The sequence below is a fragment of the Bosea sp. RAC05 genome (genome assembly GCF_001713455.1).
GTDB lineage: Bacteria > Pseudomonadota > Alphaproteobacteria > Rhizobiales > Beijerinckiaceae > Allobosea.
Window position 1 is genome coordinate 3,591,814 of record NZ_CP016464.1, and the last position, 22,481, is coordinate 3,614,294.

Genomic DNA, 22,481 nt, shown 5'->3' on the forward strand with positions numbered 1-22,481 from the left:
GCCCGGCGATCCGTGGTCTGTCTGCCGCTCGATGAGAAAAGCCTCCGGAGGAATGCGATGGATCTGGGAATTTCAGGCCGTACGGCCATTGTCTGTGCCTCCAGCAAAGGGCTCGGCCGCGGCTGCGCCCAAGCGCTGGCCGAGGCCGGCTGCACCGTCGTCATCAATGGACGCGACGGCTCGACGCTCGAGGCGACGGCGAGCCAGATCCGCTCCAGCACCGGCGCGACCGTGATTGCCGTCGTCGCCGACGTCTCGACCCGCGCCGGGCAGGACGCCCTGCTCGCCGCCGCCCCCGAACCCGACATCCTGGTCAACAACAATGGCGGCCCTCCGCCGAAACCGTTTCGCGATGTGTCGCGCGAGGCACTTCTCGAGGGCGTCGTCCAGAACATGGCGACCCCGCTGGAGCTCGTGCAGCGGGTGGTCGACGGCATGATCGCCCGGCGCTTCGGACGCATCGTCAACATCACCTCGGCGAGCGTGCTGACGCCGCTGACCGGGCTCGACGTCTCCTCGGCCGCCCGCGCCGGGCTGACCGCCTTCCTCTCCGGCGTGGCCCGCGAGGTCGCCCATGCCAATGTCACGATCAACAACATCCTGCCCGGCATGTTCGACACCGATCGGCTGAAGGGCGGGCTGACCAAGATGGCCGCGATGAAGGGGCTGAGTGTCGAGGAGATGGCGCAGGCCCGCCGCGCCGACGTGCCGGCCGGGCGCTTCGGCCAGGCCGACGAGTTCGGGAAGCTCTGCGCCTTCCTCGCCAGCGCCCATGCCGGCTACATCACCGGCCAGAACATCCTGATCGACGGCGGGGCGTTCCGGGGGAGTTTCTGAGGTCGGCTCCCCTGCGCTCAGCCCTCATCCTGAGGAGCCGCGAAGCGGCGTCTCGAAGGATGCTCCAGATGCATCCGGAGCCTGCTGAACCATCCTTCGAGACGCGCTCCTGCGGAGCGCTCCTCAGGATGAGGGCCGAGGGAAACCGAGGCGGCGAGCGCCAGCCCCCCGCCCCGCCGCGGACCGCCTAGCGGGGTTGCAGGCTGGGCGCTTTGAAGCCCGGTCTGGACGTGGTCTAAACAAGCGACTCGCGGCCCGTGCCGCGCTTGGCTCCTCCCACCGCGCCGGTCCCTTGTCCCCGCTTCTCGGCATCAGCCTGAAACTGCTCTCGGCGCTGGCCTTCACGCTGATGTCGGCCGCCATCAAGCACATGTCGTCGCGCTACCCGACCGGGGAACTGGTCTTCTTCCGCTCCTTCTTCGCGCTGATTCCGCTGCTGATCTGGCTGGCCTGGCGCTCCGAACTGCCGGGCGCGCTGAAGACCCGCAATCTGCGCGGCCATTTCAAGCGTGGCGTCATCGGCTCGACCGGCATGTTCTGCGGCTTCGCGGCGCTGCAGTTCCTGCCGCTCTCGGATGCGGTCGCGCTCGGCTATGCCGCGCCGCTCGGCGTCGTCGTGCTGGCGGCGCTGGTGCTGAAGGAGCGCGTCCGGATCTATCGCTGGAGCGCGGTCACCGTCGGCTTCGTCGGCGTGCTGATCATGCTCTCGCCGCATCTCTCAGGCGGTGCACTTTCGAAGGGGCTTCAGGCCGGCCCGGCGCTCGGCGCGGCGCTCGGCCTCGCCGGCGCCTTCTGCTCCGCCTTCGCCTCGATCGAGGTGCGCCTGCTGACCAAGACGGAAAGCACCGGCGCCATCGTCTTCTATTTCATGCTGCTGACCAGCGCGCTCGGCCTGATCACGCTCGCCTTCGGCTGGCGCATGCCGGACCTGACGGAGGCCGCCATGCTGGTGGCGATCGGCATCCTCGGCGGCTTCGGCCAGATCCTGCTCGTCCAGGCCTACCGCTTCGGCGACGCCTCGCTGATCGCGCCCTTCGAATACTCGACCATGATCTGGGCCGTGCTGATCGGCTGGTTCGTCTTCGGCGAATGGCCGGTCTGGACCATCCTGATCGGGGCGACCATCGTCATCGCGTCGGGAATCTACGTCATCCTGCGCGAGCAGCGGCTGGGCCTGCTCAAGCGCGAGCAGCGCGAGATCGGCTCGACGCGCCCGACCTGAGCCGACGCGCACCGCCGGCCGGTCGAAGCCGCCCATCCGGCTTGCCCCGCGCCACCGCAGCGGGCATTGTCCGGTCAGACAAACATTTTCGTTCGATCGTGCAAACGATCCGACAGACCAGGCAGGCCGATCCTCATGGGCATCGAGACGAAAGAGCGTGGCGGACGCGAGTTCGAATCCGGGGCTCACGTCATCTCGGGGCAGCTCGGCAAGACGATCCAGCGCCTGCGCAAGGCCTATAACTTCTCGCTGTCGGAGCTCGCCGAGCAGTCGGGCGTCGCCAAGTCGATCATCAGCCAGATCGAGCGCAACGAGACCAACCCGACGCTGGCGACGATCTGGCGGCTCTCCCAGGCGCTCGACATCTCGATCGAGCGGGTGCTCTCCAGCGGCGAGGAAGAGCCCTTCATCGAGAAGACCGCCCGTGCCGACACCCCGATCCTGGTCTCCGAGGACGGCAAGCTCAAGCTCGCCATCGTCGGCTGGATCAAGACCGTCGAATGGCTGCAATGGTATGATGTCCAGTCGGAGCCCGGGGGCGAACTCGATTCCGAAGGCCACCAGCGCGGCTCGATCGAGTCGCTCTCGGTCACCTCAGGCGAGTTCGAGGTCGAGGTCGGCGACATCGTCCAGCGCGCCAAGGCCGGCGAGACGCTGCGCTATCGCTGCGACCGCCGCCACATCGTCCGCTGCGTCGGCACCGAGCCCGGCACCGCGATGATGGTCTGCATCCTCAAGGCGGCGGTGATGGAGTAGGCAAAGGTCTCGGTCAGCGATCAAGGCCTTGGTCCAGTGGCACCGCACCGCAACCTTGTTACCGCCCCAACCTGAGCGCATATTGATCATCAACTGATCAATGGCTGCAGGATTTGCGACATGACTCCGGCGCTGGAACTGAGAGCGACGAGCTTCCGCGAGGCCGGCCAGCCATACCTCTCGGCACGCCGCGTCTCTGAAAGGCTTGGGCTGCCGCTGACGGACATCGCCGCGATGATCGGGGTCGCGCGCACCACGCTCACGGCCAAATCGGGCCGGCGCCGTGTCGATGCCGCCCTGAGCCCGCTGGTGCGGATCATTGCCATGGCGGCCGAGATGGCCGGCGACGAGGATCGTGCGGCGATCTGGTTCAAGCACCAACCCCTCCCCGGCTGGGGCGGGAAGACGGCGCATGATCTGGTTCGCGAGGGCAAGAGCGACCGCGTTCTGGACTACCTCGAATCGGTCCGCGCGGGTGTCTATTCCTGAGCCCGGCGCGGCGGCGGATTGGGTCCTGTGGCGCGCCTATGTGCCACGCTGGTCCTATCTGCCGCTCTCGGGAGACGGAGCCGCGCGCTATGGCGGCCGCTGGAACGCCGTCGGACAGCCATGCCTCTATGCCGCCTGCGAGATGTCGACCGCCTGGGCGGAGTACAATCAGGGCCTGACCCAGCATCCGGCCCTGATCGCCATGCTGGAGGTTTTCGGCGCCCGTCTCTTCGATCTGACCGTGCCGGACAACCTCGCGACCATCGGCCTGACGACGGCGATCCACGCGACCGCCTGGCGTCTTGAAAGCGACGCCGGACGAGTGCCTCCCACCCACCAGCTCGCCGGGCGGCTGCAGGCCGCGACCTGGGACGGTGTCGTCTATCCATCCTTCATGTCGCCTGGCGGACACTGTGTGGCGCTCTGGCGTTGGAACGAGGCGAACGCACCGCGGGTGACGGTCGTCGATCCCGAGCAGAGACCTCCGAGAACACCCGATTCGTGGCCTGAGAAAGCCTGAAGCGGCCCTCCCTCGTCACCCACCCGTCTTCACCGGTCGCGGCGGGCCCTGCACGGCCGGCAGCGACTTCAGATACTCCGCCATCGCCTGGCGGTCGGCCTCGGGCAGTTGCGCCGTGTTGCGCACCACAGCGGCCACCGTGCCGCCGACGCTGTCGAAGCTCGGCGTGAAGCCGCTCTTCAGCAGTTCGGCGATCTCGCCCTTCGACCATTTGCCGAGCGCCTCGGGCGTCTGGGTGATGTTGGGGACAAAGCCCTTCCCCTCCGGGTCCGGCCCACCGGCGAAGCGCGTCGCGGTGATGATGGCACCCAGCACGTTACGGTTGGAGTGGCATTCGGCGCAGTGGCCCGGCCCGTTCACCAGATAGGCGCCGCGGTTCCATTCCTCGCTCTTCGACGGGTCGGGCTGGAACGCCGCGCCTTCGAAAAACAGCAGCTTCCAGCCGCCGACGATGCGCCGGATGTTGAACGGGAACGGCAGCTCATGCGCCGGCGCGCGGCCCTCGACCGGGGTGAGCGTGCGGATATAGGCGAAGAGATCGGCCAGCGCCTTGGGCGGCATCAGCCGGTAGGAGGTGTAGGGGAAAGACGGATAATAGTGCTGGCCGCGCGGCGAGACGCCGGCCGCCATCGCATCGACGAAATCCTGAACGCCCCAATTGCCGATACCGTCGCGGGTGTGGGGCGAGATGTTGGGGGCGTGGAAGGTGCCGAAGGGCGATTCCAGCGCCAGCCCGCCGCCGAGCCTCAGCTTGTCGTCCTGGTTCGGCGTGGCGTGGCAGGAGGCACAGCCCCCGGCCGCGAACAGGATGCGCCCGTTCTCGAGGTCCGCGGCGCCCAGCGCACCGATCTGGGGCGATGGCGAGACGATGCGCGGATCGGTGAGCAGATAGAAGCCGCCCAATCCCACCGCCGCCAGCAGCACGAGCGTGACCAGCAGACGGCGGAGGCGCAGCATATCGGAACTCCATGGCAAGCGACGAACCCGCACCGCAGCGGAGGCTGCGACGCGGGCATGTCAGCACAACGTGACGGAAGCCGGAAGGCTCCCTCGCTCGGCCCGACGCGGCGGCTGGCCGGCCGCCGCCGGGACCGGCGTCACTTCTTGATGCGGTAGACCTCGTGGCAGCTGCCGCAGTTCTTCGTGGCATTGCCGAAGGCGGTGCGGAAGGCGGCGACGTCGGCCGCCGTTCCAACGGCGGCGGCGTCGGCCTCGAACTTGACGAAGGCGGCCTTGAAGCCGGCCTGGTCTTCCCAGATCTTCGGCGCGGCTGTGGTCTCGCCGCCGGTCTTCGAGTTGTCGGGATAGAGACCCGGCATCTTCTTGGCCGAGTCGATATAGGCCTTGGCGATCGCCTGCGCCTTGGCCGCCTCGAAGGGTGCCTCGCCCTTGGCGATCGCCGCGCCGTCGCGGGTGGCCGCACCGACGGCCTTCATCGCGTTGCGGCGCTCGGTGATCGGGTCGGACTGGGCGAGGACGGCAGTGACGCCCAGTCCCAGAACGGCGGCGACGACGATGGTGCGGATCATGGTGCTTCCCTGAAGGCTTCGGCTGCCGGAATGGCGCCGATTGGAACCGTTCCAGATCAACCTATTGCGCTTCCGCCGCCAAGTGCCATTCGCGTGAGCAGTCTTGCGCTGACGCAAGACTGCCCTTGCGTCAGAGCCGATACCCCGCATCCTTCAGCGCGTTGAACACCTTGAGCGGCGTCGCCGGCATGTCGATGGCCTTGATGCCCGCGGCACGGTCGAGCGCATCGACCATCGCGTTCATCACCGCCGGGCAGGCGCCGATGGCACCGGCCTCGCCCGCCCCCTTCACGCCCAGCTCATTCGTGACGCAGCGGACATTGCGCGTCTCGAAATGGAAGTTGGGGATGTCGACGGCGCGCGGCAGCGCATAGTCCATGAAGGTCGCCGTCAGCATCTGGCCGGAGGAGTCGAAGCGGATCTCCTCCATCAGCGCCTGGCCGATGCCCTGCGCCGCGCCGCCATGGACCTGGCCCTGCAGCATGATCGGGTTCAGCGTCATGCCGAAATCGTCGACGACGACGTAGTTGACGATCTCCGTCGCGCCGGTCTGCGGGTCGATCTCCAGCTCGCAGACATGGGTGCCGTTCGGATAGGTCGCCTCTGGCGGCTGCCAGCTCTGATGCACCCGCAGCATCTCGCTGGTGGCGCCGGGCAGCGCCGCGATGGCGGCAAGGTCTAGCGCCTTGTCGGTGCCGACGACGCGCACGGCGCCGTCGACGATCTCGAGATCGCCGAGGCCGGCCTCAAGCTTCTCGGAGGCGAGCTGCTTGAGGTTGTCCGAGAGGATCGCGGTCGCCTTGTCGAGCGCCGCGCCGCCGACGGGGATCGAGCGCGAGCCGCCCGTGCCCGAGCCGGTCTCGACCTTGTCGGTGTCGCCCTGGATCACGCGGATGCGGTCCATGGGGATGTCGAGATGCTGCGAGACGAGCTGCGAATAGGCGGTCTCGTGCCCCTGCCCGTTCGACTGCGTGCCGATCAGCACGGTGACCATGCCGTCCTTCTCGAGGATCACCGTCGAGCTCTCGGGGCCGCCGCCGCCGCAGGCCTCGATATAGCTGGCCATGCCGATGCCGCGGATCTTGCCGGCCTTGTTGGCCGCCTTGAGGCGGGTCTTGAAGCCCTTCCAGTCCGCCACCTCCATGGCGCGGCGCATATGGCCCTCGAACTCGCCGGAATCATAGACCGGCCCGGTCTGCGTCCTGTGGGGCATCTCGCCCGGCTTGACGAAGTTGAGCGCGCGCACGGCGTCCGGGGTCTTGCCCGTCTCGCGGGCGATGGCATCGACCAGCCGCTCGATCAGATAGGCGGCCTCGGGGCGCCCCGCGCCGCGATAGGCATCGACCGCCATCGTATTGGTCAGCACGCCACGGAAGCGCACATGCACCGCGGGGATGTTGTAGCAGCCCGGCGTCATCGTAGTGCCGACCCAGGGGATGAAGGGCCCATACTGCGAGAGATAGGCGCCCATCTCGGCGGCGAGATCGACCTTCAGGGCGATGAACTTGCCGCGCTTGTCGAGCGCCATCGTCGCGGTGGCGAGATTGGCCCGGCCATGGGTGTCGGCGAGGAAATGCTCGGTGCGGTCGGCGACCCAGCGCACGGGGCGCTTGAGCTTCTCCGCCGCGACCATGGTCAGCGGGTATTCGCGATACATGAAGATCTTGGTGCCGAAGCCGCCGCCGACATCCGGCGTCACCACGCGGATGCGCGACGGATCGACCTTGAGGATGCTCTTGGCGAGGATGTCGCGCGTGCCATGGCTGCCCTGGCTCCCGAGCGTCAGCGTCCAGCGCTTCGTCGCCTTGTCGTATTCGGCGATGCAGGCGCGTGTCTCCATGTAGTTGGAGGCCAGCCGGTTGTTGACGATGGTGACGGCGATCGTGCGATCGGCCTTGGCGAAGGCGGCGTCGGTCTTTGCCTTGTCGCCCTGCTCCGCCTCGAAGGCGACATTGCCCGGACGGTCCGGCCAGATCTGCGGCGCCTTGGGGGCGAGCGCCTCCTCGATCCCGGTGACCGACGGCAGCGTCGTCCATTCGATGTCGATCGCCTCGGCGGCGTCGCGCGCCTGGTCGAGCGTCTCGGCGACGATGAAGGCCACCGCCTCGCCGACATGGCGGACGATGTCGGTCGGCAGCACCGGGACGGGCAGCGGCGTCACGGGTTCACCGGACAGTGTCTTGATCAGGCCCTTGCAGGGCAGATCGCCGAGATGGGCGACGTCTTCGCCGGTCAGGATGAGCTTCACGCCCTTCATCCGCCGCGCCGTCTCCGTGTCGCGAATCCGGAAGGTGGCATGGGCATATTGCGAGCGCAGGACGAAGCCATGCAGCGCGCCCTCGACGGCGGTGTCGTCCGTATAGCGTCCCGCGCCCGTGGTCAGGCGCTGGTCCTCGACGCGGCGGACCGGCTGTCCGAATCCGAATTTCATGGGGCGCATGGTCGAAGTCCCTCAGATTGGTCGAATGAAACACTGGCTCAGGAGAAAGCCGCCGTCAGCCCCGGCCAGAAGCGTGCCGTGATGCGCGCGGCGCAACGCGGCCGATCGGCGCAGCCCGATCAGCCGGCGACCGGTTCGCCCCGCATGACCCAGTCGCGGAAGCCGCCGAGATAGTGGCTGTCGACGTCAAGCCCGGCCGACTGCGCGAATTCGAGCGCCCGCAGCGAGCGGACGCCGGCGGCGCAGGACAGCACCAGCCGCTTGCCCGGCTCGTTGGGCAGGTCGGCAGGATCGAAGCGCGAGAGCGGCCGCGAGACCGAACCCGGAATATGGCCGGCCGCGAATTCATGCGGCTCGCGGACGTCGACGAGGAGGATGGAGCCGTCGGCGAGGCCGGCCTTGATGTCATCGATGTCGAGATCGTTCACGGTCACGGGCAGGCTCCGGCGCGGTCACTCCAGCAGCTTCACCAGATAGAGGGTGAGCGCGGGAAATGCCACCACGATGCCCAGCCGCACGACGTCGGAGATCACGAAGGGCAGCACGCCGCGATAGATGCTCGTCACCGGCACGTCGCGCGCCAGCGACGCCACGACGAACACGTTGAGGCCGATCGGCGGGCAGGTCATGCCGATGCCGACCACGATCAGCACGAGGATGCCGAACCAGATCGCGACATCGTCGGCCGGCATGCCGAAATCGAGCGCCGTCACGATCGGGAAGAATACCGGCAGCGTCAGCAGGATCATCGCCAGCTCGTCCATGACGCCGCCGAGCACGATGTAGAACAGGAGCAGCCCGATCAGCACCGTATAGGGCGCGAAACCCGAGGCCGCGATCATCTCCGCCGCCGCGGTCGGTACCTGCGTCAGCGCCAGGAAGGCATTGAAGATCTCCGCGCCCAGCAGGATCGCGAAGATCATCGCCGAGGTCTCGGCGGTCTGCAGGATCGCCTGGCGGATCTCGACCGGCGTCAGCGTGCGACGCACCAGGCCGATGACCAGCATCACGAAGGCACCGACCGAGGCGCCCTCCGTCGGCGTGAACACGCCGCCATAGATGCCGCCGACGACCACGAGCGCGACCAGCAGCGCCGGGATGATTCCCAGCAGCGGCCCGATGCGGTCGCGCCAGGCGACGCGCGGCTGGGCCGGGCCCCATTCGGGGTGGCGGCGCGTCATCAGACCGATCGTGACGCAATAGAACGCCGCGGCCATGAGGCCGGGGATCAGCGCCGCCTTGAACAGCTTGGCGATGTTCTGCTCGGTCGAGATCGCATAGACGACCAGAATGACCGAGGGCGGGATCAGGATGCCGAGCGTGCCGCCGACCGCGATCACCCCGCAGGAGAAGCCGGGATCGTAACGGTAGCGCCGCAGCTCCGGCAGCGCCGCGCGCGAGAAGGTCGCAGTCGTCGCCACTGCCGAGCCGCAGATCGCCCCGAAGCCGGTGCAGGCGCCGATCACCGCCATGCCCAGACCCCCGCGCCGGTGGCCGACGACGGCGGACGCTGCCTTGAACAGGTCGCCCGCCAGGCCCGAGCGCTCGGCGAAGGCCCCCATCAGCACGAAGAGCGGGATCACCGAGAGCGTGTAGTTGGCGAAGATCTGATAGGGCGTGGTGCGGATGTAGTTCAGGAACGGATCGAGCCCGTTGAGTTGGATGTAGCCGACGCCGCCGACCAGCATCATCGCCAGCCCGATCGGCAGCCGCAGCGCCATCAGCGCCAGCAGCACGGAAAAGCCCGTGATCGCCATCGCAAAGCCGCTCATGGCGCCGTCCTCAGCAGGCGCCGGGCGCTGACCACGGCCGTGACGGACACCAGCATCGCCAGACCGGCACAGAGCCCGATCGGCAGATAGGTCGGCACCAGCAGCACCATGCTGGTCTCGCCCGTGCCGAACGCGGCGCGCGCACCGACCGCCAGGCGCCAGGCGATCAGCGCCATCACCAGCGCGTAGACGATGTCCCAGGTGGCATCGATGCGACGCTGCCAGCGCTCGGACAGCTTCAGCGTGAAGGTGTCGACGAAGATGTTGCCGCGGCGCAGCTGGCACCACGGCAGGAAGCAGAAGGCGGCCATCGCGGTCGCCATCTGCACCAGCTCGAAGTCGCCCGGAACGCCGGCGCTTCCGACGAGGTCGGAACGCAGTGTCACGCTGGTCACCACCGTGGCCGAGAGCGTGATCAACAGCACGCCACCGAGCAGGGCGATGCCCTGCACGGTCCTCTCGAACGCCGATGGCGCAGTCTCCCCCCGATCGTGCGCCATCGGCCCGGTCACGCCGCCTTTTCGTGCTTGGCGAGCGCGGCCCGCGCGCTAGCGAGCAGCTTCTCGCCGTCGAGGCCCTTCTCCTTGGTCGATTTCAGCCAGGCCTCGATCACCGGCTCGGTCGTCTTGCGCCAGCGCGCAGCTTCCGCCTCCTCGATGACGGTGATGGTGTTGCCGCGCTTGCGCACCATGTCGGAGACGACGATGGCCTGCTCGTCCCAGACCTTGCCGGCCATGCCGGCGGCCGTGGCGCCGGAATTGCGGTCGATGATCGCCTTGAGGTCCGGCGCCAGCGCCTCGTACTTCGCCTTGTTCATGGCGAGGATGAAGGTCGCGACATAGAAGGTCGGCGAGCCCGGGATCTCGGTGTGGAACTTCACCAGCTCCTGCACCTTCACCGAGGGCACCACCTCCCAGGGGATGACGGCGCCGTCGATGACGCGCTGCGCCAGCGATTCCGGAACCTGCGGCACCGGCATGCCGATGGCGTTGGCGCCGAGCGCCTTCAGCGCCTCGCCGGCCAGGCGCGTCGGGAAGCGCAGCTTGAGGCCCTTGAGGTCCTCCATCGTCTTGATCTGCTTGTTGGCGTGGATCAGACCGTGGTCATGCGTCCACAGGCAGATCGGGTGCACGTCCTTCAGCTCGGCGGCGAGGTTCTGCTGCGCGTATTCGGTCAGCGCCAGCGAGTTCACCAGCGCCCGCTTGTTGGCGACGAAGGGCAGCTCGAAGGCCTCGAGCCCGGTGAAACGGCCCGGCGTGTAGCCCGGCAGCGTCCAGACGAGGTCGGCGACGCCGTCGCGCGCCTGGTCGAAGAGCTGCGGCGGGGTGCCGCCGAGCTGCATCGAGGGGAAGATGTCGATCTTGATGCGCCCGTTGGATTCGGCCGCGACCTTGTCGGCCCAGGGCTTGAGGAAGCGGGCATGCCCCACCGCGACCGGCGGCAGGAAATGGTGCATCTTCAGCGTCACCTCCTGCGCGTTCGCACGAGTGGCGCGCAGCACGGCCGGCGCGGCGACGGCCGTTCCGGCGCCCAGCAGAAATCGGCGGCGATCAAACGTCATGACTTCCCTCCCAAGGATGTCGGCTGCTTCTCTGCGCCGCCCCGGCGGGACGCACGCATGACAGTGTCGTCAACTTAGCATGACCGGCGGCGAGTCTGGCCTCGGGGCCCGCCCGCTTCTGGATCGAGGGAGATCGTTGCCGACGCAACCAAATCCGTCAAGCCCCCATGATCGGCCTTGCGGCAGGATCCGCGCATGAAAAACCGCGCCCCACGGGGGCGCGGTCGCGGATCGCGCAGCCGATGTCCGCTCAGGCCTGCGGCGGAATCCGCAGCACCCAGCCGGGCAGGATAAGATCCGGGTTCTTCACCGGCGGCGTGTTCGCCTTGACGATGTCGTTGTATTTCGCGCCCTGGCCCTTGCCATAGTGCTCCTCGGCGATCTTCCAGAGCGTGTCGCCCTTCTTCACCGTGTAGAACACCGCGGCCGGCACCTCCTTGGTCACCACGAGGTCGGACTCGACGGTGGCGATGCCGACGGTGTTGCCGAGCGCGAGGATGATCTTCTCGGCCTCCTCGGTCGACATCGCCTTGCCCGAGACCTTCACCTTGTCGCCATCGATGCTGATCGCGACATCGGAGGGCAGGCCGTGGCCGGCGAGTTCCTTCTGCAGCGTATCCGGCGTCGCCGCCTTGGCCGAACCGAAGATCTTGGCTCCGGCATCCTTGATGAAACTGAACAGGCCCATGCGTTTCCTCCATCCGTTGGGGCCCCATCAAGCCCAACTGCGATGACATGTTCAAGGCGGCCGTGGCCCCGCTTGTGCTTTTCCCACCTGCTGCCGTAGCGGGAGGCCAGATCATCCGCGCCGACGGATGACAGAAAAGGGCTTTCCCCGGCCGGCCGCGACTGCCACAAGCGCGCCGAACCGCCAACAGGAGCTTCCCGATGCTGACCCTCGCCCAGGCCCAGACGATCCTGGCCACCGCCCTCGCCCATGCCCAGGGCGCCGGATTCAAACCGCTGGCCATCGCCATCCTCGATGCCCGCGGCGCGCATAAGCTCGTCGCCGCGCAGGATGGCACCAGCCTGAAGCGCTGCGAGATCGCCATCGGCAAGGCCCATGGCGCGGTGGCCATGGGCGTCGGCTCGCGCGCCCTGCACAAGATGGCGCTGGAGCGCCCCTATTTCGTCGAGGCGGCGACCCACGCCGTCGGCGGCTCGCTCGTGCCGGTTCCCGGCGGCGTCTTGATTCGCGATGCAGGCGGGGCGCTGCTGGGCGCGATCGGCATCTCGGGCGACACCTCGGACAATGACGAGGCCGCGGCGCTCGCGGGCATCGCCGCCGCGGGCCTCGTCGGCGACACCGGCGCCTGAGCAGGCGCCGACACGGCCCGGATCAGTGGGCCAGCGCCGACGACACCGCCTCGCGGCCCGCAACCGGCGCCGCGGGGCCGAGGCCCAGCGACTCGCGCACCTGCCGGGAGGGGCCCGAGAGCAGCGAGGGCAGCAGCGAATTGCCATCGGCGACGAGCGGCTCGTCCTTCAAAGGCGGCAGCGGCAGGAACTCCTCGCCCTCCTCCGCCGGGGCCGGGCTGACGCGCTCGCGCAGCTCCGCGAAGGCGCCCTCGATCGGCCGGAAGCTGAAGCGCACCTTGTGCGTCCCGGCCGGCACCTGGACCGCCCGGAACAGGACATTGGCCTTCAGGATCTCGGTCTCGACGCCGTCGACCTCAGCCCGCCACCAGGGGTGATAGGTGTCGTTCAAGACCACGAAGCCCGCCGCAGAACTCGTGACCTCGATCTCGACCTCGGTGTTCTCGTAGCGCCGCACCGTGACCGCGGCCCGAGCCTGAGCCGGCCCCTCGGTCACGGCGACCGGCGGCTCGGTCTCGAGCAGGACGGCCTGCTGCGGATCGACCTCGGGCCAGCGCCCGCTCTGCTTCATCGCGTCGAAATCGGCCAGCTCCCAGCCGCCGACGAACTGCACCCGCGGCAGCGCCCGCGGATTCTCGTAGATATAGCCTTCCTTGGTCCGCGCGATCAGCCGGAGATCGCCGTCGCGCAGCGCGTGATCGACCTGCTCGATCGGCAGCGGCGAGGCGATGTAGCGAAGGCCCAGCAGATTGGCGAGGCGGCAGCGATAGGACGGGAAGAGCGGCGTGAACTTGCGCTCCGAGGGCGAGGCGACGCCATCGCGCGTGCCGACCGCATCCGAAAAATCGGCCAGCCGCAGCGGGTTGTAGCCGAGCGTATGATCGAGCCCGTGGACGAGGCTCGCATTGGGCCACTCGAAGCCGAGCCCCAGCAACTCGACCCGGTCGCGCCGCGGCGAGCCGGCCGGCTGCACGGTCAGCCGCTTGAGCAGGGCGATGGTCTCGTTGCCGGTCTCGGGGCGCAGCACGTCGTAGAGCCGCGGCGGCAGCGCCGTCGACTCGTTGGGGCCGTTGTTGGCGCCGAGATCGGCCGCCATCACCCCGGCGACGACGAGCGTCGCCAGCACGGGACCGAGCGTCGCGCGCGGCTGCCGCAGGAACAGGACGAGGCAGGCTGCGGCGACGAACCAGGCGAGCGCGATGGCGACGGGGCGCAGCGCATCGCGCAGATGCCCCTCACCCTGCGAGACGGCCAGCGCGACACCGGCCACGACCAGCACGACGGCTGCGCCGATCGCGAGGTCGCGGCGGAAGGAAATCTCCGGCCCGGCGGTGACGATCCGGTGCAGCACATAGCCCGACAAGAGCGCGCCGAGCGCCCCGACGAGGAAGGTCGCGTCCGCCGGGCGGCGGAACACCTTCACGCCCGGCAGATAGTCATAGGCGAGGTCGAAGACCGGCGTGTAGCGGCCGAGCGCGAACAGCACCATCAGCCCGAACAGCACGGTCAGCGGCCGCACCGCCCGATCGAACAGCCAGCCGCGCGTCAGCCCCGGCGCGATCAGCAGCAGAAGCGGCAGCGCGCCGAAATAGACCTGCCCCATGTTCTGGGAGAGGTAGAGCTCCTTGGCCCAGTTCGGGTTGTTGTAGGGGCCCCAGAATTCCACCGAAGGGTCCTGCGCGCCGAAGAGATCGCCGAAGAAGGCGGTCAGCAGCGAGGCCGGGTGCAGCGAGCCGCGTCCGGCCTCGACGAGGTCGATCGCGGGGCGCGTCGTCGCCTCGGCGAAGAGCCAGGTCCAGAGCAGCGGCAGCACGATCGTCGCGCCGCCGACGAGGCAGGCCAGCCCAATCGGCGCGAGGCTGCGGCGGATCGCGCCGAAGCCGCCCGAGAGCCAGTGCCCGGCCACCATGCCAACGAGGATGTAGGCGCCCAGCAGCGCCACCTGGTCGGGCTCCAGCACCATCAGCCCGGCCGCAAAGCCGGCGAAGGCGCCCGCCAGCAGCGAGTTTTGCTGCAGCATCCGCGCCGTCAGCCAGAAGGCGATGGCGAAGAAGGCGAGGCTGGCGATCTGGCCGACATGCTGGACGCGCCAGGCCGCCGAGGCGCCGAAGGCGAAGACCATCGCCGCCAGCACCGCCCCGGCGGGATGCCAGTTGCGGTCGCGGAAGAACATCATCAGGGCGAGCCCGCCCGCCAGCAGATGGGCGAGCACATAGGCGTCGACGGCGCGGAAGCTCGGCGAGGGAACGAGCGCCGCGAGAAGGATGGCGGGGGAGAAGATCAGCGACTGCGGGTCCGCCACCTGCGGCGAGCCGCCGAAGACGTTGTGCGTCCAGAACGGGGACTGACCCGAATGGAGCGCCCGCGCCAGGAACTGGATCTGCGCCTGAAAATGCGCCTTGGCATCGAACGGGATGGTGACCGCGCCCGAAAGCCAGGGCCAGCACAGCACCGCCCAGACACAGATGAAGGCCATGGCCGCCAACCCGTAGCCGGCGACCCTTCTCGAATGCGCGTCCAACGGACCCCCCGGTCCCATCTTCATGCCGGAGGCACCCGGATCGGGAACCACAGTCCAGCCTGTCAGTGGCCGGACCATGCCCCCAGCGAGGTGAACTGAAACTGAATGAAATCACGCAGCCGTGATCACGATCTTCCGCAGCGTAAGGGATTTGTGACCGGGGTTGGCGACGTGGGCCGGCTCGGTGCGAATCAGCGCCCCTGCGCCAGCCATTGCGCCAGCACGCGCCGCTCGTCGGCCGTCATCCCCGAGAGGTTGTTGGGCGGCATCGCATGGGTCATCACGGCCTGGACGCGGATCGCGCGGGCATGGGCCGCGATCGTCTCCGGCTCGTGCAGCAGGACGCCCTTGGGCGGAATCTGGATGCCGGGCCAGGTCGGCTCGGGCGCATGGCACATCGCGCAGCGCCCGGTGACGATGTTGGCGACGGCCTCGGGCGGTGGCTGCAGGCCGGCGAGCATGACCGGCTTGGCCGCCGGCAGTGGCGTGAGGCCCAGCCGCTCGCGCCCGCCCGGCGAGGACGCCATCGCCACCCAGAAGGCGAGCCAGAGCGCCACCAGCGCGACCACCCAGGTCCACCACGGCGATTTCGCATGGTCGGCATGGCGGATGTTGAAGAAATGCCGGATCAGCGCGCCCGCCACGATGATGAGCGCCACCAGCACCGGGATCACCGCCGAATTGGCATAGGTGACCGGATAGTGGTTCGACAGCATCAGGAACAGCACCGGCAGGGTGATGTAGTTGTTGTGCAGCGAGCGCTGCTTGGCCGCCTTGCCGTATTTCGGGTCCGGCTTCTCGCCGGCGGTCAGCGCCGCGATGACCTTCCGCTGGCCGGGCATGATGTTGAAGAAGACATTGGCGGTCATGATCGTCGCCATCAGCGCGCCGGTATGGATCAGCGCGCCGCGCCCGGAGAAGACCGAGGCAAACGCCCAGCTCGCCGCGACCACATAGGAAAAACCGAGCACGCCGAGCACGACGTCGTTGCGCCCGAGCGGCGAGCGGCAGAGCCAGTCGTAGAACAGCCAGCCGAAGACCAGCGCCGCGATGCCGAGGGCGCCGGCGGCGAGCGGCGAGAGCTGCATCACCGCCGGGTCGATCAGGTAGAGCTCGGACTGCGCGTAATAGACCCAGACCAGCAGGAAGAAGCCCGAGATCCAGGTCCAGTAGGCCTGCCATTTGTGCCAGGTCAGCTCGGCCGGCATTACGGCGGGCGCGACCAGGTATTTGCGCATCTCGTAGAAGCCGCCGCCATGCACCTGCCACGCCCGCCCGCCCTCGCCCGGCGGGATGTCGGCCGCGGGACGCAAGGACGCGTCGAGATGGATGAAGAAGAAGGACGAGCCGATCCAGGCGATCGCCGTGATCACATGCAGCCAGCGCAGCAGCATGCCGCCCCATTCCATCAGATAGGCGTCGAGCATCGCCGCGGTGGTCTCCTCATCTGGCGCGCAGGACGATGGACTTCGCCCGCGCCGAAGTTACGTTTGGCGCAAGGCAGCATGCAAGCGCGGCGCCGCACGAGCGGCGAAGGCGCAGCAGGAAGGACGGGCATGGCGGGACTGACCACACATATCCTCGACACCCATGGCGGCGTCCCGGCCGCGGGCGTGGCGATCACCCTGCGCCGGATCACCGACGGCCGGGCCGAAACGCTGGCGACCACCGTGACCAATGCCGACGGCCGCACCGACGCGCCGCTGCTGACGCCCGAGGCGACGCAGCCCGGGCTGTACGAGATCGACTTCGCGATTGGCCCTTATTTCCGCGGCCGCGGCGTCGCCCTGCCCGAGCCCGCCTTCCTCGAGACCGTCACGGTGCGCTTCGGCATCGCCGACACCAGCCGGCACTGGCATGTGCCGCTCAACTGCTCGCCCTATGGCTACACGACCTATCGCGGGAGCTGAGCCCCGTCGTCATTGCGAGCGCAGCGAAGCAATCCAGAACTGCAGCCTGGGTGGCCCCTGGATGGCTTCGCTCCGCTCGCCATGACGGTACGCGACTTGCTTATCCACCAACAGCTTACGACCCCGACCTGAATCACTTTGCGAGCGCCGTCCGCCATGACCGACCCTGCCTATCCGCGCGATCTCGAAGGCTATGGCCGCACCCCGCCGCATCCGCGCTGGCCGGGCAAGGCCCGCATCGCCGTGCAGTTCGTGATCAATTACGAGGAGGGCGGCGAGAACAACATCCTGCACGGGGACGCGGCCTCCGAGGCCTTCCTCTCCGAGATCGTCGGCGCCGCGCCCTGGCCCGGCCAGCGCCACATGAACATGGAGTCGATCTACGAATACGGCTCGCGCGCCGGCTACTGGCGGCTCTGGCGGATGTTCACCGAGAGGAACATGCCGGTCACCGTCTTTGCCATCGCCAGCGCGCTCAAACGCTATCCGGAGATCGCGTCCTCGATGCAGGAGGCAGGCTGGGAGATCGCCACCCATGGCCTGAAATGGATCGACTACCGCGATATGCCCGCCGAGAAGGAGCGCGCCGACATCCTCGAGGCCATCGCCATCCAGCGCGAGGTCACCGGCGAGCGCCCGCTCGGCTTCTATCAGGGCCGCTCCTCGGAGCGCACGACGCCGCTGATGATGGACGAAGGCGGCTTCCTCTACACCGCCGACAGCTATGCCGATGAGCTGCCCTATTGGCTGAGCGGACCGAAGGGGCCGCAGCTCGCCGTGCCCTACACGCTCGACGCCAACGACATGCGCTTCGCCACGCCGCAGGGCTTCAACAGCGGCGACCAGTTCTTCGCCTATCTCAGGGACTCGTTCGACCTGCTCTATGCCGAGGGCGAGACCGCGCCGAAGATGATGTCGATCGGCCTGCATTGCCGCCTCGTCGGCCGGCCGGGCCGGGCGGCTGCGCTGGCGCGCTTCCTCGATCATGTGCAAGGCCATGACGATGTCTGGGTCGCGACGCGGCTCGACATCGCCCGCCACTGGGTCCGCCACCACCCGCCGGCCGGCGGCTACCGCCCGTCCGCCGTGCCGAAGGCGCTCTTCGTCGAGGTCTTCGGGCGGATCTGGGAGAATGCGCCCTGGATCGCCGAGGCCACCTTCGACGCCGGGATCACGCCCGCCCATGACGATGCCGCAACCCTTCATGCGGCGATGGCGACGGTGATGCGCGCCGCCCCGCGCGAGAAGCTTAAGGCGCTGCTGCTCGGCCACCCCGACCTCGCCGGCAAGCTCGCGGCGGCCGGCGAGATGACGGAAGAATCGATCGGCGAGCAGGCCTCCGCCGGGCTCGACCGCCTCGCGCCCAGCGAGCGCGCCCGCTTCACGCAACTGAACGACTCCTACAAGGCGCGCTTCGGCATCCCCTTCATCATGGCGGTGGCCGGCGCCAGCAAGGATGCCATCCTGCAGGCCTTCGAGACGCGGCTGCAGAGCACGCCCGAGGTCGAGTTCGAGACCGCGCTGGGACAGGTCGAGCGGATCTCGCTGCTGCGGCTGAAGGAGATCATGCGCTGAGAGCCGTCATGCTCGGGTCTTCGCCCGAGCATGACGGCTTTGATCACAACCCGCTCACCAGATGCCCGCCATCGACGGCGACCACCGCCCCGGTCATGTGGCGCCCGGAATCCGAGCAGAGCAGCAGCAGCGGCCCGTCGAGATCGGCGGGGTCACCGATGCGGCGGCTCGGGATGCGCTTGGTCAGCGCCTCGCCGGCCTCGCTGTCGAAGAAATCGCGGTTGATGTCGGTGACGATGTAGCCCGGCGCCAGCGCGTTGACCCGGATGCCATGGCGCGCCCATTCCAGCGCCAGCCCCTTGGTCATCTGGATCAGCCCGGCCTTGGAGACCGCATAGGGCACGACGCGGGTCATGACCCGCTCGCCCAGGATCGAGGCGATGTTGACGATCGCCCCGCCCTGCTTCGCTTCGATCATGACCTGCGCCGCCGCCTGCGCCGCGAAGAAGCAGCCCTTCAGGTTGACGTCGAGCTGCGCGTCCCACTGCGCCTCGGTGACGGAGATCGCGGCCTCCGTCGCGCCAATGCCGGCATTGTTCACGAGCACGTCGAGCCCGCCGAGCAGCCGCGCCGCCTCCGCTACGCCCGCCTGGATCGAGGGCACCGAGGCGACGTCGAGGATGAGCGGCATCACCTGGCCCGGCAGCGTGGCACAGGCCTGCGCCAGGTCCTCCAGCCGTTCGACCCGGCGCGCGGCGGCGACGACCTGCGCGCCCTGCCTGGCCAGACACCGCACAAAGTGCGCGCCGAGCCCCGACGAGGCGCCGGTCACCAGCACGCGCTTGCCCTTCAGATCCTCGCCCATGCCGATCCTCGTTTGATTGTCAGGAAGGGACACTGCGGCGGGCGGCGGGTCAATCGCAGTCCCTCGACCCGTTGTCGTCATTGCGAGGAGCGCAGCGACGAAGCAATCCAGGGGGACGTAGAGCGAGACCTACCGGATCGCTTCGCTGCGCTCGCGATGACGCCCAACCGCCTGGTGACGCCCGTGCCCCTATGCCGCCAGCATCTCCGGCACCAGCAGCCCGACGCGCTCCAGATCGGCGCGGAAGCGGGCCGTCTCGCGTTCGCGCGCGTCTTCGTCGGGGAGGCGCAGCAGATAGGAGGGATGGACCGTCGCCAGCAGCGCCGTGCCGTCCTCCAGCGCGAGATCGCGCTCCCGCATCGAGGCCAGCGATCCTGTGTAGCCGGTCAGGGCGTGCAGCGCGGTGGCACCCAGCGCCACCACCAGCTTCGGCCGCACGAACTCCCGCTCCAGCCCGAGCCAGAAGCGACAGGCCGCGATCTCGCCGGCATGGGGCCGCTCATGGATACGCCGTTTGCAGCGCACCGTGAATTTGAAATGCTTGACCGCATTGGTGACATAGGCACGGCTGCGGTCGAGCCCGGCCTCGCCCATCACCCGGTCGAAGACCTGCCCCGCGGGGCCGACGAAGGGCCGACCAGCCAGATCCTCCTGATCGCCCGGCTGCTCGCCGACGAACATCACCGGCGCCGCCAGCGGCCCCTCGCCGAACACCGTCTGCGTCGCCTGCTGGCACAGCCCGCAGCGCGAACAATCCTTCGCCACCGCCCGCGCCTGCTCCCAGGAGGTGGGCGCGTCGGTCGAGCCGGGCTCGGCATCCCGCAGGCGTTGCATCTGCCGCAGATGCCGCTCCGGCGGCAGGGTCGGCGCCTTCGCCACCATCTCCTGCGCCCTCTTGCCGGCCGCGGCGATCAGCGGCGCGATCAGTTCGGCTTCCGGGAGGTTGCGCCAGTACTTCTCTGGCATCTCCGCCTTCATGGCTTTGATCTTCAGCCGCGCCGGATTGAAGATGTTGGCGTAGTAGGTCCGCCAGTAGCCCTCCATCGCGTCGTCGTCGGGCGCGTCAGCGCGCGAGGCGCCCTCCCCCAGATGCAGCGTCGTCCCGTCCCAGTGGAGCGAGCGCAGCGGCGTCAGGATCGACCAGCGCATCGCCGCGAAACGCTCGACGAAGAAGCGCGAGACGCGCTCGACGATGTGATGCTCGGGCTCGAACCAGGCGACGAAGGCCTCCCCGCCATCGGGACCGACGACCTCGCGGAAGCGGACGAAGGCGGTCATCTTGTGCAGGTCGCGCCGCACCGCCTTCGCCATCGCCCGGGCGCGATGGACCTCGTCGTCGGTGATCACATGAAGCAGCATCGGCTCGCGCTGGAGCCGCAGCAGCAGGCGGTAGAGCAGGTCGAAGCGGCCGCCATCGCGATGGCAGACGACCGCCTGCGCCAGTTCGACGAACTCCCGCGGCACCCGAAGCTCGGCCCCGCTGGCCGGGACCGGCGGCGGCTCGGCCAACCCGGCGAAGAGCCCGGACGCTTCCGTCCCGATGTGCCAGTCGATCCGGCCCGGCGCCACCTCCGCCAGGGCGAGTGCGCGCGCGTGGCGCCGCCAGCCGTCGAAATCGGCCGGGTGGTCGAGACGCGCCAGGATGCCAGGCTGCGCCATGGCGGCCCTCACAGCAGCGCGAGCTGCTGCGGCTTGGGCGCCAGATGCTGCTTCAGCCGCTCGCTGTCGAGAACCGCGCCCGGTCGCCAGCCTTCGGCGACGATGAAATGGCGCAGGGTCGTCATCGAGCGCGCGATCTTGCCGACATCCTCCAGCCTCAAGCGGCGAAAGCGGCGCGTCTCCAGGATGCGCGCCACGCTCTTGGTGCCGAGCCCCGGCACGCGCAGCAGCGTCTCGCGGTCGGCGCGGTTGACGTCGACCGGAAACCGCGCGCGATGCCGCAGCGCCCAGGCGAGCTTGGGATCGATGGCGAGGTCGAGCATGCCGCCGGCGCCGTCGTCGAGGATCTCGCCGACCTCGAAGCCGTAGAACCGCGTCAGCCAGTCGGCCTGGTAGAGCCGGTGCTCGCGCATCAGCGGCGGTTCCGAGAGCGGCAGCTGCGAACTGGAATCCGGGATCGGACTGAAGGCGGAGTAATAGACCCGCTTCAGGCCGAAGGAGCCGTAGAGCTGCGCGCTGCGCTGCAGGATCGTCGCATCGCTCGTCCCGTCGGCGCCGACGATCATCTGCGTGCTCTGCCCCGCCGGCGAGAACACCGGCGCGCGCCGCGTCTTCGCCCGTTCGGCCTTGCTCTCCTCGATCCGGAGCTTCAGACCCCCCATGGCGGCGCTGATCTCGCGCGGCCGCTTCTCCGGGGCGAAGCGCTCCAGCGAGACCTCGGTCGGCAGTTCGACATTGATCGAGACGCGGTCGGCATGGAGCCCGGCCTGCGCCACGAGGTCTGCGTTGGCGCTGGGAATGAGCTTGAGGTGGATATAGCCGCGAAAGCCGTGGATCTCGCGCAGCGTCTGCGCCACCCGCACCAGCTCCGCCATCGTGTAGTCCGGCGAGCGGATGATGCCCGAGGAGAGGAAAAGCCCCTCGATGTAGTTGCGCTTGTAGAAGCTCAACGTGAGGTCGACGACCTCCTCCACCGTGAAGCGGGCCCGCTTCACATTGCTCGACGAGCGATTGATGCAGAAGATGCAGTCATAGCTGCAGTAATTGGTCAGCAGGATCTTGAGCAGCGAGATGCAGCGGCCATCGGGCGCATAGGAGTGGCAGATGCCCGACCCCGTGGTCGAGCCGAGGCCGCCCTTCAGCGAGTTGCGCCTGGTCGTGCTGCTGGAGGCGCAGGAGGCGTCGTATTTCGCCGCATCGCTCAGGATCTCGAGCTTCTCCATCACCGTCAGCTGTGCCACGTTGCGCCTCTTTGTTCCCTCTTCGTTCTCGATAACGCGGGGCGCGCGGCGGCGCCAGAGACCGATCGTCGCGGCCCGCCTCGCCAGGGCGTGCGGTGGAACCTGACCTCGCGGCCGGCGTTGGGTGGGTGACATGGGAGGGATCGATGTTTCGCATTCTGCTGCTCGTCGCCGTGATCCTGATTGGGTACGACGCCATCGCCCATCAGGGCCTCTACACCCGCAACGCCTGGGCCAGCGTCGTCGGCCTAACCGAATCGGCGGTGACGAGCGCCAAGCAACTGGGACAGGACACCCGGGGGGAACCCGCACCGATCCGCCCGTGAG

General features: G+C 68.6%; 22 protein-coding genes. 9 read left to right on the top strand and 13 right to left on the bottom strand.

The features are described 5' to 3' along the window. Window positions 1–57 precede the first annotated feature (57 nt). From BSY19_RS20505 to BSY19_RS20525, 5 genes are all read left to right on the top strand, one after another. A complete protein-coding gene (locus BSY19_RS20505) occupies window positions 58–837 on the top strand; it encodes an SDR family oxidoreductase (protein ID WP_069055755.1) in 780 nt (259 codons plus the stop codon). A 292-nt stretch (window positions 838–1,129) separates the two neighbouring features. Further along, window positions 1,130–2,059 carry a DMT family transporter gene (locus tag BSY19_RS20510; protein WP_069055756.1) on the top strand — a complete coding sequence of 310 codons (930 nt, stop codon included), beginning with the start codon at window positions 1,130–1,132 and terminating at the stop codon, window positions 2,057–2,059. 135 nt (window positions 2,060–2,194) lie between these two features. Next, complete coding sequence (locus BSY19_RS20515; RefSeq protein WP_069055757.1) at window positions 2,195–2,815, top strand: helix-turn-helix domain-containing protein; 621 nt, start codon at window positions 2,195–2,197, stop codon at window positions 2,813–2,815. A gap of 120 nt (window positions 2,816–2,935) precedes the next feature. Then, window positions 2,936–3,304, top strand: coding sequence for an MbcA/ParS/Xre antitoxin family protein (locus BSY19_RS20520; protein WP_069055758.1), 369 nt, complete (start codon window positions 2,936–2,938; stop codon window positions 3,302–3,304). Further along, the gene (locus BSY19_RS20525) at window positions 3,297–3,824 is read left to right on the top strand and encodes an RES family NAD+ phosphorylase (RefSeq protein ID WP_069057275.1); all 528 of its coding nucleotides are present in this window, start codon (window positions 3,297–3,299) and stop codon (window positions 3,822–3,824) included. Before BSY19_RS20520 ends, BSY19_RS20525 begins: the two co-directional genes overlap by 8 nt. Window positions 3,825–3,839: 15 nt before the next feature. Here the strand turns inward: BSY19_RS20525 and BSY19_RS20530 are convergent, their stop codons facing one another. The 8 genes from BSY19_RS20530 to lysM form a co-directional block, all read right to left on the bottom strand. Beyond that, the gene (locus tag BSY19_RS20530; RefSeq protein ID WP_069055759.1) at window positions 3,840–4,781 is read right to left on the bottom strand and encodes a c-type cytochrome; all 942 of its coding nucleotides are present in this window, start codon (window positions 4,779–4,781) and stop codon (window positions 3,840–3,842) included. Window positions 4,782–4,921: 140 nt separating this feature from the next. Next, the gene (locus BSY19_RS20535) at window positions 4,922–5,353 is read right to left on the bottom strand and encodes a c-type cytochrome (RefSeq protein ID WP_069055760.1); all 432 of its coding nucleotides are present in this window, start codon (window positions 5,351–5,353) and stop codon (window positions 4,922–4,924) included. Window positions 5,354–5,483: 130 nt separating this feature from the next. Continuing rightward, window positions 5,484–7,793 (bottom strand): xanthine dehydrogenase family protein molybdopterin-binding subunit, encoded by a 2,310-nt coding sequence (locus BSY19_RS20540; protein ID WP_069055761.1) that lies wholly within the window; start codon window positions 7,791–7,793, stop codon window positions 5,484–5,486. A gap of 119 nt (window positions 7,794–7,912) precedes the next feature. Further along, window positions 7,913–8,227 (bottom strand): rhodanese-like domain-containing protein, encoded by a 315-nt coding sequence (locus BSY19_RS20545; protein WP_069055762.1) that lies wholly within the window; start codon window positions 8,225–8,227, stop codon window positions 7,913–7,915. An 18-nt stretch (window positions 8,228–8,245) separates the two neighbouring features. Then, window positions 8,246–9,565: a TRAP transporter large permease gene (locus tag BSY19_RS20550; RefSeq protein WP_069055763.1), complete on the bottom strand. Its 1,320-nt coding sequence runs from the start codon at window positions 9,563–9,565 to the stop codon at window positions 8,246–8,248. Further along, complete coding sequence (locus tag BSY19_RS20555) at window positions 9,562–10,017, bottom strand: TRAP transporter small permease (RefSeq protein WP_171905182.1); 456 nt, start codon at window positions 10,015–10,017, stop codon at window positions 9,562–9,564. The genes BSY19_RS20550 and BSY19_RS20555 overlap by 4 nt, the downstream gene beginning before the upstream one ends. A gap of 56 nt (window positions 10,018–10,073) precedes the next feature. Beyond that, window positions 10,074–11,126, bottom strand: coding sequence for a TRAP transporter substrate-binding protein (locus BSY19_RS20560; RefSeq protein ID WP_069055764.1), 1,053 nt, complete (start codon window positions 11,124–11,126; stop codon window positions 10,074–10,076). Between the two features lie 250 nt (window positions 11,127–11,376). Then, window positions 11,377–11,814 (bottom strand): peptidoglycan-binding protein LysM, encoded by a 438-nt coding sequence (gene lysM / locus BSY19_RS20565; RefSeq protein ID WP_069055765.1) that lies wholly within the window; start codon window positions 11,812–11,814, stop codon window positions 11,377–11,379. Between the two features lie 200 nt (window positions 11,815–12,014). Here lysM and BSY19_RS20570 point away from each other — a divergent pair, with 200 nt between their 5' ends. Then, window positions 12,015–12,443, top strand: coding sequence for a GlcG/HbpS family heme-binding protein (locus BSY19_RS20570; RefSeq protein ID WP_069055766.1), 429 nt, complete (start codon window positions 12,015–12,017; stop codon window positions 12,441–12,443). Window positions 12,444–12,465: 22 nt separating this feature from the next. On the opposite strand, the gene BSY19_RS20575 is transcribed toward BSY19_RS20570, so the two are convergent. Both BSY19_RS20575 and BSY19_RS20580 read right to left on the bottom strand, forming a co-directional pair. Further along, window positions 12,466–14,919 (bottom strand): YfhO family protein, encoded by a 2,454-nt coding sequence (locus BSY19_RS20575; RefSeq protein ID WP_069055767.1) that lies wholly within the window; start codon window positions 14,917–14,919, stop codon window positions 12,466–12,468. A 236-nt stretch (window positions 14,920–15,155) separates the two neighbouring features. After that, a complete protein-coding gene (locus BSY19_RS20580) occupies window positions 15,156–16,391 on the bottom strand; it encodes a urate hydroxylase PuuD (protein ID WP_069055768.1) in 1,236 nt (411 codons plus the stop codon). Between the two features lie 129 nt (window positions 16,392–16,520). Here BSY19_RS20580 and uraH point away from each other — a divergent pair, with 129 nt between their 5' ends. Both uraH and puuE read left to right on the top strand, forming a co-directional pair. Next, on the top strand, window positions 16,521–16,874 hold the full coding sequence (gene uraH / locus BSY19_RS20585; RefSeq protein ID WP_069055769.1) for a hydroxyisourate hydrolase: 354 nt from the start codon (window positions 16,521–16,523) through the stop codon (window positions 16,872–16,874). 156 nt (window positions 16,875–17,030) lie between these two features. Continuing rightward, the gene (puuE, locus tag BSY19_RS20590; RefSeq protein WP_069055770.1) at window positions 17,031–18,449 is read left to right on the top strand and encodes an allantoinase PuuE; all 1,419 of its coding nucleotides are present in this window, start codon (window positions 17,031–17,033) and stop codon (window positions 18,447–18,449) included. 43 nt (window positions 18,450–18,492) lie between these two features. On the opposite strand, the gene BSY19_RS20595 is transcribed toward puuE, so the two are convergent. From BSY19_RS20595 to BSY19_RS20605, 3 genes are all read right to left on the bottom strand, one after another. Beyond that, window positions 18,493–19,254: an SDR family NAD(P)-dependent oxidoreductase gene (locus tag BSY19_RS20595; protein ID WP_069055771.1), complete on the bottom strand. Its 762-nt coding sequence runs from the start codon at window positions 19,252–19,254 to the stop codon at window positions 18,493–18,495. Window positions 19,255–19,443: 189 nt separating this feature from the next. Next, window positions 19,444–20,913 (bottom strand): UdgX family uracil-DNA binding protein, encoded by a 1,470-nt coding sequence (locus BSY19_RS20600; RefSeq protein ID WP_069055772.1) that lies wholly within the window; start codon window positions 20,911–20,913, stop codon window positions 19,444–19,446. An 8-nt stretch (window positions 20,914–20,921) separates the two neighbouring features. Next, window positions 20,922–22,136 carry a putative DNA modification/repair radical SAM protein gene (locus BSY19_RS20605; protein ID WP_069055773.1) on the bottom strand — a complete coding sequence of 405 codons (1,215 nt, stop codon included), beginning with the start codon at window positions 22,134–22,136 and terminating at the stop codon, window positions 20,922–20,924. 164 nt (window positions 22,137–22,300) lie between these two features. Between BSY19_RS20605 and BSY19_RS20610 the strand changes: the two genes are divergently transcribed. After that, the gene (locus tag BSY19_RS20610; RefSeq protein WP_069055774.1) at window positions 22,301–22,480 is read left to right on the top strand and encodes a hypothetical protein; all 180 of its coding nucleotides are present in this window, start codon (window positions 22,301–22,303) and stop codon (window positions 22,478–22,480) included. Window position 22,481 lies beyond the last annotated feature (1 nt).